At 45.1% G+C, this 15,330-nt stretch carries 6 protein-coding genes; all 6 read right to left on the reverse strand.

All coding sequences use genetic code 11. The features are described from left to right. Positions 1 to 116: 116 nt before the first annotated feature. The 6 genes from ESB13_RS07470 to ESB13_RS07495 all read right to left on the reverse strand — a co-directional run bounded on the left by ESB13_RS07470 (position 117) and on the right by ESB13_RS07495 (position 15,292). Positions 117 to 500 (reverse strand): Imm44 family immunity protein, encoded by a 384-nt coding sequence (locus ESB13_RS07470; RefSeq protein WP_129002382.1) that lies wholly within the window; start codon positions 498 to 500, stop codon positions 117 to 119. A gap of 5 nt (positions 501 to 505) precedes the next feature. Next, entirely contained in the window at positions 506 to 5,119 is a 4,614-nt protein-coding gene (locus ESB13_RS07475) for a DUF6443 domain-containing protein (RefSeq protein ID WP_129002383.1), read from the reverse strand. 23 nt (positions 5,120 to 5,142) lie between these two features. Next, positions 5,143 to 8,307, reverse strand: coding sequence for a hypothetical protein (locus ESB13_RS07480; RefSeq protein ID WP_129002384.1), 3,165 nt, complete (start codon positions 8,305 to 8,307; stop codon positions 5,143 to 5,145). A 262-nt stretch (positions 8,308 to 8,569) separates the two neighbouring features. After that, complete coding sequence (locus ESB13_RS07485) at positions 8,570 to 11,464, reverse strand: sugar-binding domain-containing protein (RefSeq protein ID WP_129002385.1); 2,895 nt, start codon at positions 11,462 to 11,464, stop codon at positions 8,570 to 8,572. Positions 11,465 to 11,483: 19 nt separating this feature from the next. Further along, complete coding sequence (locus ESB13_RS07490) at positions 11,484 to 12,851, reverse strand: sugar porter family MFS transporter (RefSeq protein WP_129002386.1); 1,368 nt, start codon at positions 12,849 to 12,851, stop codon at positions 11,484 to 11,486. 2 nt (positions 12,852 to 12,853) lie between these two features. After that, the gene (locus ESB13_RS07495) at positions 12,854 to 15,292 is read right to left on the reverse strand and encodes a beta-galactosidase (RefSeq protein WP_129002387.1); all 2,439 of its coding nucleotides are present in this window, start codon (positions 15,290 to 15,292) and stop codon (positions 12,854 to 12,856) included. Positions 15,293 to 15,330: the final 38 nt, after the last annotated feature.

Consider the following 15,330-nt stretch of genomic DNA (forward strand, 5'->3'; position numbering starts at 1 on the left):
TTAAACTCGACAACTCTCTATTCCTTTAGCCATTAATGCTTAATGAGAAATCAATTTTATCTGTGGAAAACTCATACCAAACACTATTGTTTATCTAGAAGAAAATATATCTTGGCTCATATATAGGTTTTTAATAACTCCTCCAAATCACTTTCAAACTGAAGCAACAAAAAACCTTTTATTTTTCTTCTTTTTAAAAAGGGAATAATCTGACGAAAGCTTTCAAAAAAATGCATCTCCTTAGTAGCGTTATCAGCCGATAGCATTAAATCATAATCCAACATTATATCAATATAAAAAATATTATTTTTTGTATCAAAGCGAACTCTTTGCTTTAATTCCAGCTTCTTTGGTCGACAGACAATAATAAAACATATTTCCTTAATTGAATATCCATAATCTTTCGTTTTAAAAAAAGAAACTATATCATCACTATATTCAAACAAAATAGTGTCCGCCTTGGTATTCCAATCTATCTCTCCTCCAAATTTAATTACCATAAAAATTATTTTAGCTCTTTATTTCCTGGTGGCAAATCATTATGCATGTGAATGTAATTTAATAGCTTCATTTTTTCTACGAATAAAACCTGATCCTGGGTTCCAAAAAACTCGGGACTGTAATATAAACCTTGCCCTGTACTTCTCAAATATATTTGAGAGTACCGTTGCTTTGGATCAACAGTCGTTCCAATCTTCCAAACATCTCCTTTGCTCAAATAAATATTACTAGTTGGAATAGGTATTCCCCACGTATATACAGGATATTGCCCATTAGCGGCAGCGCGTAATGTATATTGTTGATGTGCACTTACAGGAGCATCAACCAATGGGCCTGTTACTGGTATGGAGATAGGCCCTGTTCCAGGGATAGCAAATGGATCAGGACGAGATCTTGCCAAATTATACAAATCTATATCAGTAAGTGGGGGGCCGATGGGTGGAAGGGGGCCTTTAGGATGTAAAGCAGCATCTAACGAAAGAAGGAATAAGGTCCCTAATATAGCAGGCCCTGCCGCTGCCGGGCTTATCTGTGGTAATGACATTGGTCCCCAATTCAGTGGAACAGGTGCAGCAGGTGCAAATACCAGTGCAGGAGTAACATTAAAAGTATTCCTCCCTGGCTCCAAAACTATAGGAGGCAGTATATTAGGCTGATTACTACTTGGAAAGCCTACAGTAGAATTAGGTTTGGCAGTAGAATCATTCCCGGCCATACCAGAAGGATCGCTATACAAAATCGGGTTATTCCCGACAAAGCAGTACGGAGAGCCAAATTCAAAATAATGAGCCAAAATATCTACTTGATGAAAACGGCCTATTGTCGCATCGTAAGTTCTAAAACTGGTTTCATACCATTCAAGTCCCAAATCACTATTAAATTCAGAGGCACCATTAAACCTAAACCTATTCTGCAACTTCCCAGCCGCCCTAGAAGATATCCCTGCCATCGTCAACCCAAACGGATAATAATGCGTCTCTTCGCACAGAGGCCCCCGTATATGCGTCACCTGCAGGTTATCAAACACCACATCCGTGCCACGCGTCTCATTGGATACAAAAATATACAAATACCCGTTGCGTGTCATCAGTCGCTCAGATACTCCTACTGGTGTTTGCCTGCCTTCGTCCCCCACACCACTCACTCCCGAGTTATTACCATCGTCACTGATCACAGCATTCAGCTGCTCATCGAACAAAACGTAATTCAGGTAAGCCTTGGGCTTGCCCGCACCATTATTGGCATAGTCTGCATCAACCTTCTGCACCAGGAAGCTCGTCAGTCCGTTTTTCAGGTTGCCATCTTCCAGTAATTGCGCCGCACTATGACTGCCTCCCCCGGCGCCAGAGATGCCACCCGCAAGCGTAGACAATAGTTCACCAACAGGTAAACTGGAAACATCTCCCGAAGAAGGACTACGCTCATACCAGCTATCGGCTGCGATATTCACCTTATCGCCAGCCATTACTTTTAATAAAATGGAGGTACCCGTTTTATTACTATTACCATTTAAGCTTTCTACATAACTATTCCCTTCCGCATAAGGATAGTGAACGCTGCCGGCCGTGACACGGCTGGCGGCTGGTATATCATAATAGCGCTTCTCGTCCTCAAGTGTACCATTTTCAAGCGTTGCAACAGGATAAGCATCCGCCTGGTGTTCATCCGTAAGCGTAAGCCGGACATTACCCAGGTGATCTTTTACATAATAATCATAATAGTAAACACCGGTGGCACTTCCCTTGGTATCACGCTGCGGACGGATGCGGCCTTCCTCCTGCCCCAGGAACTGCAATACATTGTTCTCATAAACATGGCCCGACAAATAAGTGGTATAGGTATGTTTATTCTTATAGTTATTGCCTGCCAATGGCAACTCTTCTACACGCTTTTCCAGCTTATTTCCGGCAGCATCATAAATATAGGTTATGGTGCCTTTAATGTCGCCCGACGCATCTTTTACCGTTATCAGCCATGGGAGGTTCAGGTGGTTGTACACAATAGTGCCCGCAGGGTCCTCGCCAATACGTTTGTTCTTATCTTTTATAAGGTTGCCATTCACATCATAAGCATAGTCATCCAATCCGGTATTCCTATCCACAAAATCGCCGAGCTTATGATCTGTATCAACCTGGTCGCCCACGGCCTTTAACTTGTTACTGTAATCAAAATAATGGTACTGCAGGTTATCGATCCAATCACTGCCGCCACCAGGGATATAACCTTTCTGCTGCATTTGCAGAATATTGCCATTGGCGTCATAGGCTGTGCCATTGTCGGTTCCATTGGCGCCCATATTCACGCTAAAATCGAGGCCGGCCGTATTATTCCAGCCATCTCCCGCCAACTGTTTAAAATCGGCCAAAAGCAGCCGGTTGGCCGCATCATAAGTATAGCCGTAACTGCGTTCTACACCAGCGCCCCTGCTTTGCCAGCGCATGCCGGCGATATTACCGTTGTATTGATTGTGCTCGTAGCCCCAGTCGTAACTCAGGTCCATTCCAAACCAACGATCGGCTATAGCAACAGAAGCTGTCACACCGCGGTTATAACCTGTCCAGTTCAGGCCTTTCAACCAGCCACGGATATTATAGGTAAATTCCTGTGTTTCCAGGTAGCCGCTGGCGCCGGAAAGGTTGTCTTCAGCAGCACGCTGCCCCAGTTCTTTTTTTCTTAGCTGTCCCAATGCATCGTATTCATGATGCGCCATAATGCGGCGGGTAGCGGCATTATCATCGAGTGTTTTGCGCACTTCTACCAGTCTGCCGCCATGATCGTAGTCCATTTCAGTATAAACACGACTGCTGGTATAGCCGCTGGGATTGTTATGTACGGCATAACTGCTGATTACCTTGCCTGTAAAATCGTAACGATTGGTAGTGATGTCCAGCCCGCCTTTGTAGTTATCTGCCTGCAACTGCACTACCCTTCCCCTGCTGTCGTAAAAGGAGGCTGTCTCCAGCCAGGCGCCCAATTCGAGGTTATAGGCGTTTTCAAGTACGCGGACGCGTGTGCCGGTTACCATGCCTTTTACCTGTTCATTGGTGCTGCCCGGAAGTGGCTCGCCCCAGGCGTTACTGCCAATGCCCAGTTTGCTGTCATTGGAGGCATTGTAGCGCTTGGATGTCCAGTTATAATTATCGTAATAGGTAAAAGTTAAAGGAATATAACCTGCAGCGTCTAAAGGCAATGGTTCAACAGGGTTCATGTTCAATTCCTGGGTACTGGTGAAAGCTATTCCATCAGGCCCGATGATCTCCGTTTCAAACTCCTTGCTGCCTTCCAGTTCGCCTTCGAAGATCACGGCGCTGGTGGCTTTATACAAAGGGCGTCCATCATGAACGTTTACATACAATATATCAGGGGTGCCAGCAGTACGGCTGCTATAGGTACTGGTAGCTACGGCAGCTGCATTATTACCCAGGCTATTCACATAATCCTGCAATGCAGAACGGTTGCTGTTACAGCTGAGTATGCCTGTCTGTACCGGGTGGTTCAGGTTATCATAAATGGTAGCCAGCCATTGTTTCAGAGGCTTTGCCCGCATATTACCATCCTGCGTAAACACAAGCCGGTCGCGGACATCATACACCATATGTACCCAATCGGCGCCAGGCACTTTCTTTGCTATCAGCCGAAGCCGGCCATCATATGCATATCTAAAACATAGTTCATTAACCGCGGTACTATTGCCAGCGGGGTTCCAGCCACTATTCCTAAATGCATCCACTGCCAGCGGCGGCATTACAAAACGCAACTGGTTCAGATCATCATATATATAATAGGTGCATAACCAGCCGTAATGATCGCTTATGCCGGGAGCGCCGGCAGCTATCTCTACTTTCTTCAGCACCACCTGCCCTTCTTTGTCTTTGTATTCCACTACGCGTTTACCCTGCTCGTCTGTGGCAACGGTGCGGAAAAGCTCGCCACTGCCATAATAGCCTTGAAAAACAGGTAAAGCTGTCTCATCCAAACCTATCGTGAAAATGGCGACCTCATTAGCGCCTGCTGTTTCATAGGCAGTAGCAATACCACGCTGGCTACCGGCCCAGCTGTTTCCCGGTGCAAAGGTTTTAAGCACGCGGTTCAAAGGAGAGGCTTCATAATCTGTTTGGCCATAATAGACTTGTTCTCCGGGATATTGATCCTGCATGGATGATTGCTGCTGCGCAAAGGGATTGATTTTAAATGCACCATTGTTTTCAGCAGCATAAGGCAGGTATTTATATGCTTCACGGCCAAAAGCATCATACACAACAGGTGACACCAGGTCTAACCCTGCAGGGCTTACGCCACGGGCCACTGTTTGCAATGGCCGGCCAAGACCATCGGCATATTGGGTGGTTTGCTGAACATGAGCAGCATCGCCGGCAACGACAGCCTGTTCTGTTGTCATAGGGACCAATGGTTGCCAGCTGCGTATATAATTAACTGGTATGCCTGTAGCATAAGCCGAAGGCGGCGTTACTATGGTAATGGCAGGGCCTGGTAAGCTATTAGCACCAGGACGATTGGCTGTCTGAGACAAGGCATGAAACGCCATGCCGGCACACAAGAAAATACATACAGCCAGAAACCTGCATAAAAAACGGATGGGTTGGGTTAAGTCGGGCATATTTAAAGGTTTAGCGGGATAATTTAATCAGTGCAATCTTCAACCTGGCCAGCCAGGTTATAACATATTTTTTTTATGATATTACCTTCCTGGTCGCGAACTAATTTCAGGCGGTTAAGGCTATCATACTCATAATACGAAATACGCCCCTTGCTATCCGTTTGCGAAGTCATTCCTACCTGCGGCAGATGTGTGTAAGTTTGCATCTGCGCGTTTTCCGGCAAAAGCCGTATTTCATCGATCAGTAATGAATTCCCGCCTGCAGCAATTCTTACAACCTGGCTTCCATTCAAAGCAACCCTGTAGCTGCATAAGTACCACCCGTTAGGCATCAATACCCTGCTACTATTCACAATAGTGCCAGCCTCTACTGCAGGCACATTACCTCCTTTCATCCAAAACGAAAAATCATAAGTTCCAGCGGGCATCTGCTTATTAACCAGAAAGTAAGCACTGCCGGAAAGGCTCATACAGCGTTTTCCTGTAACAGCTTCGGAAGACCAGCTACTGCCACTGCCAATAAATTCACCGTCATCGGTTTCAAAGCTTGTCGCAAAAACCTGTTCATAATGCGCATTGGTTGCAACAGCTATAGCATACTTGCCACCGTAACCCCAAATGTAAGACGTAGGCACATCAGCTTCTTTTGCCGCTTCCTTTATATTGCCATCCGTGGTATATGAAGTATAATCAAGCCGCTTTTCATAATCATTATCCAGCGTTTTTGTTTCCAGCGATCTGGGTACAATTATGTCGGCAGCTGGCGCCCATGCATTGCCATTCCAAAAACCATAATTGGTTTTGGAACTCGACAAATGAATACCCGCTTTTGAAATAGATTTTTCAATAACAGGATTCCATATATGCCGGCTTACCATTGTAGCATAGGGCTCTACCCCAGGAAAATCTGCCGGATATTTCATTGTGGTTATTACCTGCTCTTTCTTACTGTTTTCAACCGTACCGGATGTAGGTTGCAAATGATCCAGATTAGCATAAGAATAGGTTTTGATTGTAGTCCCTCCATCCAATTCTTCATATGTTTTTGTAAGGAGGTCAACATCTTCATGCATCCTGGCATCTTCATAATAGAAATTGACGCCGTATTGATAAATATTCCCAAATAAATATTCTTCAAAAATAAACGCATCGATATCACTAACATTATAAGGAATGTAAGTAGTTGGGGCGATCAGAAATAATCCGGAATTAAATTCATTCTGCCTGAATGTTGTATATACATTAGAAGTCCGGGCAGTAAGAGCGTAAGTCCCATTATCATTTTTATACCTGCTTTTACTTTGTAAGAGCGGCTGCTCCGTTCCCCTGTCATGCAAATAATAATCCCTTGCAGAATACGGATGGGGAGGTGTTATATAGCTATCACTTAATGATCTTGGCAATGAATAAGAGTATTCATTTTTACCGGTATTATTTGCCTGGTCGCCAAGATACTCTGTTACATCGAGGTAAACTACTGGCAGGCTATTAAATACCGAAAGGGGGGATGTAGGATTTCCGTAGTAGGTATCACGGTAGCGCTCAAATGCTTCAGAATTATAAGGCGTATCCCATTGTGCTGTTCTGGCGGCAAACAAATACCGTTGCGGCATCCAGAACATCTCACGGTTAATTTCTTTAGCTATTCCCCCTGCCCCATAATCGTAAGTCTTTTTAAAAGCGAGTGTATTGTCGGAGTGATAACTTCTTATTTGTTTTATGCGAAAACCTCCTACATTTTTATTGGAGTAATTTTCCCAGCCACTTTCCTGGCTATAGTTATAAATATTAGTAGCCGACTGATTGGGCTCAAATTCAAAAATCGTTTTACCTCCTGTTGGGTATTTGATTTCCTCCAACATACAGGCCTTGGCATAATAGTGATCCGGCTCCCTGAATGAACTGCCAATACCGCGCCGGATAGCCGGTAAAAAAACTTCGGGTATCGGGCCATTGCCAATCCGTCCCGTATAATACCCCCAATAATCTTCCTGGAAACTTGCATTATAGATCGTTGAATAAGGCGGCAGTTCCATTGAATTGTACTTGAACTGATAGTCTTCACTCTTTAAAGTACCCGACTGTCCAAAGATCTTGATTCCTGAAAGTTTCAGTCTTAAATTATTGGCGCCGCTGCTCCCAAAATAACCATGCTCAAATTCAATACGTTTCACTCGCTTATTTAAAATCCTGTCTGTAATTTCAATTGAAACAAGTCTCGTTTTTGATAAATCCTGCCGGTCGTCCAGGTAATTAAAATTGTATTGGGCTTCAGATGTGGTAATGGTCGAAATGTTCATCAGCTTGGTTGGTATGGCATAACTCCCTGGCTGACGAATATCTTTGAAAGTTTCATTGGGTTTACATTGTGAAATCCAACTCCTGCCTTCGACCTGCCCGGTTCCATCACAAATAAACTCAATCCAAGGGCCATATTCCATCGCTAAAGTATACCCACGGTAGTTCATGGCGCTGTTTCCACGTGTATAGGAAATCGTCACGGTGTCTTTTAGATCACTGCTGATTATCTTTGTAAGATATATGGTAGAAGCAATGCCCTCAAAGCCAGCATCTTCAGAAAAGGGAAGGTCAAAGATAAATATGGTGCCGTCTACATCTGTTATTCTAAAACCGGTACTCACTTGTTCTATTTTACAGTTGCTGTAAGGCAATTGCCTGATCTCTCCGGTAACATAATCCTTTCTGAAAACACCGCTTTTACCATTACCAAGATTAAAAAAATAACGCTCAGGATTTAAATTCTGCGTTTTAAGAATCCTCAGGAAGTCGGCCATCAGCAGACCGGGATTTTGAACCGCATAGTTGTCAAGGTAGGCTTTGGTAGGCCCCCCTGTCGTTGCCATGCCATTAGGCGCAATAAAGAACGAAATACATCCAATTGAGCTTAGCGTCCATCCAAGCCCCGTTGGCGTAGCTACATCCTGCACCTTTATGCCCCCGGCATGGTAGGATAAACTAACGGGTATATCTATCTTCTGCGACTTTATATTAAATAGTGGTATCGAAATATTCGGAACGCCGGTACTATAATCAACAGGCATTTCTCCATACCTTGCCAAAGCCGCCGCATCAGGGGTCATTGCTGCGACCTTAGGCATCTCAATTGTTGACTGACAAAAAATAACAGGAGAAACAAATAGAAAGAGAATAAGGTTGAGGAATTTCATAGTCTTTTAAGGTTTGTAGGTTGCAATAAAGCGGGTAAGAACAGTGCTAAAGCATATCAGCAACAAGGAGGAGATGTATTAAAAATAGAACTATGGCTGTCACCAAAACCATTCCGAGCCAGCATAAGAGCTCTGAATGGCCAGTAAAATGTATAAAGAGACATGACAAGTTTTTTAAGTTAATCGGGCAAAGCCTCAATTAAAAGGTTTACGGGCATAATTATAGTAAATTTTATTCATACAACCATCCTGCCTGTTATATTTACTTATGCCCTCCAGGTTTCAACTCGTCGGGAGTATCATTGGTAAAACTATCCCATGTCTCCCTCGAAGGTGTATTAAACAAGGCCCTGCAGGCAGCTAAATGAACCTCCTCCCTGGGATTAAATGCATTCGATGCCATATAACGCTTTAAACTGTATAACAGTTGCCTGGCAGCAGGCCTGTTCGCCAGATCAGAGAACAAATCAGCACTGCATATCATCAACTTACCTTTACCAACTTTTGCTTCCATCAGGAGCCCAAGCTTCCGGTTCATGAACCAGGTGTCTATTGGCTGCACAAGCGGGCGAAAGCCGGCAGGAAAATCTTCAAGATGCATCACCTGTGCATTATTTACTATCTCCCACCATTGCAGGTCGCTGTGATAACTCGTTGGAAAATCTTTAAATGCTGCACTCGCAGTATCTATCCATATACCTAATGTATGTGGCGGCCGCATTTTAAACCAGGAAGTATTCCAGAACACCGGCGTAAAGTATTGTACGATCTCTTTGCCTTTAACCACTCTGCCTGCCGCATTCATAAATACGGTACCACCTTTCTTCAAAACTGCTTCAGCTTTGGCATCTAATGTATCGGTATAATAAATCTTCGCAGAAGGCTCCTCCACTGACTTCGGGTATACCCAGAAATCCCATTCATTGGCAATAGCTGTATTTTCAATAAACGCTTCAAGACGTAACCTCGAAGCTTTCTGAACCAGGTTTAGTGAAATGTAGCCTCCACCTAAAGCCGTATTGCCTGTATCGGCAATTTCATTTTGGGTCACAGTACCCGCACCAAACACTTTCTTATTTTCATCAACAATACGCCAGCTGATAACAATATTTTTTAAAGGGGCAGCACCATGATGACAGATCTCCAGGTTAACATTAAACACTTCATCATTGGTATAAGTAAACTTAGGCATCCTGCTTAACAGAACAGTGGTATCACAGAAACGTCTCCATTCCTTCGCATGGATATAACCTTTCTCCTTCCACATCGCATTCAGCACGCCCACCAGGGCAGTACCCTGACCTGGAAAGTCCTGCAGGCCCAATAATTGAAAACCAGCACTGTTACGGGTTCTGAGCGACTTTTCTATTTCGTTCTTATAACACAGCGCCTGCAACTTACCCGAAGCCATTAAAAAATCTCTGGCCCACGGCCCCATTCCATGACGCTCCAGGTCGGCTTTAAACAACTCTAAATTCCTGGCCCGGGTAACGCCGATATAAGAAGGTATTTCGCTGAAGTCGGGAAAAGCGCACCATTGTCCCATTTCATGCGTGATATAAGGTATTTTAAAAGTATCGATCTTTTCATGGTAATCCGTTAGTGTCTCGGGCCTGGTTTTATTCCAGTTCAACCCCCTGGGACCGGATTTAATCATAAAGTCGCCGCCGGGATACAGCGGCCAGCTCATAGCCACGGAAGCGCCTGTATATAAATGCCGGCTGTCTTTTGCTTTCCAGTATTCAACAAACTGCTGCAGGTATTTTACCTGGTTGCGCCCTGCCGGTTCATTTCCTGCCGCAAACAAACAAAACGAAGGATGATTGCCATAAGCCTTCATGATACGCCCTGTTTCTTCATATAAATACTGATCTATAAAACGATTATCGCCCAACGAAGTGCCATGATTAGGCCAGGTGGGACCTTCTACCTGGAGATAAAAGCCGGCTTCGTCAGCAGCTTCAAATGCCGCTTCCGGAGGACACCAGGAATGAAAGCGGAAATGGTTTAATCCCCACTCTTTGGCTACCGCATAAACCTTTCGCCAGCCCGCCACATCCATGGGAGGATATCCTGTTAGCGGAAATTCACAATTATTAAGATCGCCACGCAAATGCAATTTCTTCCCGTTGATCTCAATAGCACGTGCGCCTGCTGTCAACTGCCGCATGCCAAAGCTGGTTTCACGGTAGTCTGTTGCGCCCTTATACTGCAACGCTAAAGACAGTTGATATAATGCCGGAGAAAACTCATCCCACAGTAACATATCTTCTCCTAACAGCAGTTCTGTTACCACTGCCGCCGTATCACCCGGCCGTACAGCGAAACTTACAGCTACAGGTGCCGGAACATGCGTTTTGGCACTGTTTACGCTTTTGGCATTTAACAAAACCCTTCCTTCAGCCGGCGTACTTTCATTATTAACGATTGTAATAACCACTTTGGCTTTCTTTGAACTGATATCAGGAAACACCTGTACTTCATTCATATGTACCACGGGCCTGGACTGTAATAATATTTTGCCAACAATGCCATTCCAGTTGCCCTGTGTATGATCACTGACACTATGCGAATCCGGCCCCACATTTCTGTCTTTGATGCTGTTGTCTACACGAATGGTCAGCGTATGCGCACCTGCGTTTAAGTTATCGGGCAATGTAAACAAATGAGGCGCCACCAGGGAATTGCAGCTGCCCACCATCGTAGCATCAACCCATACCGTAGTTTGTATATGACTTCGCTCCAGTTGCAGCGATATGTTTTTACCTGCCCAGTCCTTAGGAATTGTAAACTTACATTGATACCAGGCCGCTCCTACATAATGTTTAACAGGTGTAAGCCAGAAGGGGATCTTGATGTTTCCGGGCACACGCCAGGGAGCCATGGAAGTACGGAAATAGAAAGAGCTGTCATAAATGGTTCCTGTCCATTTCGTGTGCAAACCAACATCATCACCAAGACCTGCCTGGCTCATAGAACCAGGTAGCGTTATCGAGTCCCGAAGTTGTTTTAAATACCATTGCTGCTTTATGCCCACATCATCCCTATCCATCTCAAAATTCCATCTCCCGGCCAATGAAAGCTCCTGGCAAATGGCAGCCAAATGCAGGAACAGCAGCGCAACCGTGATACACCATTTAAAATTACTCTTACTCATATGCAAACAATTTTAAGTATCAATGACCTATCATCATCGTCTCCAGGTCTTCCAGCGTTTTGCCTTTTGTTTCCTTCACTTTCAACCTTACAAATACAAAACCTGCGGCACAAATACCTGCGTAAATGTAAAATGCCTTTTCCTGTATCTTTTCAAACAACGGCGGAAAAGTGAATACAAGTATAAAATAAGCAAGCCACAGGCAAACAGTAGCAACCGAAGTAGCTTCTCCTCTCACTTTAGTTGGAAAGATCTCCGCTATCAATACCCAGGTAACAGGCGCCAGCGACATCGCATACAACCCGATGGCGCCCAGTAAGAAAAATGAGACCGCCGTTGATTTTAAAGCAAGCAGTTGCACTATAACAACATAACAGATGGCCAAACCGGCGGAACCAATCAGCATCAGGGGCCTCCGGCCCAGTTTATCCACCAGCAACATCGCCACTATGGTAAACAACAAATTCACGCTACCGATAAATACAATCTGGAGCAGCTGATCATCCTGTGATGCTCCAATACTTTCAAATATTTTCGCGGAATAGTTGAATACGGTATTGATGCCGCACAATTGTTGAAAAGCGGCAAGCCCTATGCCTACGATCACTGTAGGCAGCACTGCTTTCGAAAACACCTCGCGAAAGCTGGCTTTCGATACATTTTCCAGTGAACGGCTGATATCACGCAACGACGATGCAGCGTAAGCTTCGCTGCCAAGTTTACACACAACCGCTTCCGCTTTGCTGTGCTTTCCCTTTTTCACTAACCAGCGCGGACTTTCCGGTAACCATAGGGCGCCGATAAAAAATAAAGCGGAAGGAACCATACCAAGACCAAACATCCATCGCCAGGCATCGCTGCCTATGTTCCGCAATTGATAATTCACAATATTCGTAACAAGAATACCTATTACAATCGTCAACTGGTTAATGGCAACAAGTCTGCCCCTTAATGGGGCCGGCGATATTTCGGCTATATACATGGGCGATAACACCGAAGCCATACCCACGCCAATACCTGCACAGAAACGCGAACAAACAAATATATTACGCGAAAAAGAAAACGCCATCGCCAGTGATGAAGCAGCAAATACAACAGCAGCAACAAGAAGCCCCGAACGGCGTCCATACCTGTCACTCATCCAACCGGCTGCCAGGCAGCCGGCAATAGCGCCAAGTGCAAGCGACCCGGTGGCAAATCCCTCCCAGTAAGCATTCAATCCAAACTGCTTTTCCAGAAAAGGTAAAGCCCCGGATATCACAGCAAAGTCAAATCCAAATAAATAACCACCCAGGGCCGAAATAAATGCAATGCCCAACAGGTATCCCTTCCTGAATCCCTGGTCCTGCTTCGGCGCTGATACCGCTCCATCTGTATGATTCGCCATGATTAAAATTTAAGCGTGGTTTTATATTGTATCGTTGTATGAATATTGTTCACTTTCAGAAAACGTTTAGCCGCCCCGAATTCAGGAATGGCGCCGGGTACAGGCTCCAGGTCTACCAGGTAACTTGCATTTTCCTGCATAGGACGGAGATACAATACCATTTCGCCCGACGAGCGTCCTAATAAATTACGCATACCAATTTGCCAGGGCAGGCCATTATAAAAGTTATCGGCAACAAGTTCACCACCCACAAACCCCATCCCGGTGTCGCCGGTATAGTCAACATCCACCAATACATCATTCACACCTTCTGGCATCGCAGCAGGAAAACCAATCGCCCATTTTTTACTACTCAGTTCTTTGATAGTAAGTGGAAAACGCTGCGATGGGAGGTTCACGCGGTAAGAAGTAAAAACGCCGTCATCCGCCGCTTTCTCCAGTTTGCCTGTTGTGATACCAGGTAATGCAGCTATACGTGGATAAATATGAAAACCGCATACAGGCAAAGAGTCGATTAAGAGATCAAGCTGGTTACCTTCCTGTAATACCACAGCATCGGAGAAGAACAAATGACGCTTCTCCCCTATAGTAACAACATACGATTGTAAAGCAAGACTTTTATCTATCACCAGTATATTCCTGTCGCCATGTGCAGAAGCAATGGTAAAAGCAGCAACCCGCTCCCTGCAGTTTACAAGTGTGCTGCCAGCGGCTTTATTTACGGTAACTGCTTTCTTATTCTTCACCTGTATATTACCGGCGAAAGAAAACGCTCCCCTTGCACTATCCTGCGTGAAGAAAACATAGTAGGGAACAGCAGCCTTTGTATCTCCTGCAAGCAACTGGGCCGTTGCATAGTTTAAACGAACACCGCCCATATCAAAGTTAAAAGGCAGGATCATATTTTCACCGCTTTTCATATCCAGGCCTCCTGACTCAGGAATAACAATGTGCTTATCCCTGGCTTTAATATCGATCCTGAAATTTCTTTGGTCGGCCATGGTCGTATCATCCTGGAAATTATTCAGGAACACAAAACCTGCATTATCTTTTACCCGCACGGCATAGCGCAGATCGCTTATGTTTTCCGGCTTCAGCTGTCCCGCATTATCAGGCAATACCGTATGCATGGGCGCCAGGAGATGTCCAAAATCTCTCAGGAAAAAATGAATGAGTTTCAGCCGGTGAAATCCTTCACGCACCTGCCCATATTCACCGATAGGCGCCTGAAAATCGTAAGATATTTTGGGCAATGCATAAGCTTCATCACTTAAGAAACCCAACTCCCCGCGTGGCGTTGATCCGCCATGGTACATATAATACCCTACACCATTGGCGCCGCTGCCAAGACAACGATTGATCATAGCATCAAAACTCTTGTGTACCGCTACCGGACGGCGCGAATAAACAGATGCAATGCCACTGCCAAGCTCTGCAGCAAAAACAGGATAACTGGCAGGGTTATAACGCACAGGCGCATAGTCGGGAACACGCCTCATGTCTTTATAAAGAAAAAACGGGGAATAATCCCGTTTAGGTGTCCAGAACGGGTACGCATAGGCAGCAGTTACCGGAATAGATTCACCTGGTATGATGGCCGCATTTCCCCAGCCCGTTGCCGTATAAAAAGGAACTACCATACCCGCCTTTACAGCAAGTGCCTTCAATACCCGCATATGGTCATTTCCCAATTCCGCAAATGGATTCTTTTCCCTTGATATGCCCACTCCTTCCTGTGTCACAGCCATATCGCGGTCTGCGACTGTCATTTCCCTGGGTTGCCCCAGGTAAGTAAGCCCCCAGGGCGCAGCAGAATGCTGATACTCGTTCTCTATCTGTATGCCAACAACAGGTCCGCCATCCTTGAAATAAAGCCCGCTTAATTGTTTCCCTATCTCCTTGTAAAACCGCTCTACATAAGCCAGGTAAGCAGCATCATTGGAACGTACATTACAGGGCCTGCCTAAAAGCCAATCCGGCATGCCGCCATTGCGAACTTCACCATGACAAAAAGGCCCTATCCGTACAATTACGGGCATATTGTTTTGCCGGCAAAGCGTGATGAATTTCCGCAGGTTCCTGTCTCCATCCCACCTGAATACGCCTTCTTTTTCTTCATGAAAATTCCAGAACACATAAGTTGCGATCATGGATACACCGCCAGCTTTGATCTTCCTGATCGACTCATCCCAGTATTGTTCCGCATAACGCGAAAAATGAAACTCCCCGGTCACGGGTACTACAGGCGCACCATTCATTTCAAGGAAGGCGCTGTTTACACGTATCACCGCACCATCCGGCCCCTCCCCACCCATTCGCAAACTTCCTGTGTCCATCCCGGACGCCTGAACACTGGCATCAATTGTAAATACACGTTGCCCCGTTACTTTCCAACAGCAAATAACATATAGCAGTACCAAAGGCAAGCATCTTATATTCATATTCGAATCGTTGACATTTTAAACTTCACGGCTATACA

This window comes from Filimonas effusa, from assembly GCF_004118675.1.
Taxonomy (GTDB): domain Bacteria; phylum Bacteroidota; class Bacteroidia; order Chitinophagales; family Chitinophagaceae; genus Filimonas; species Filimonas effusa.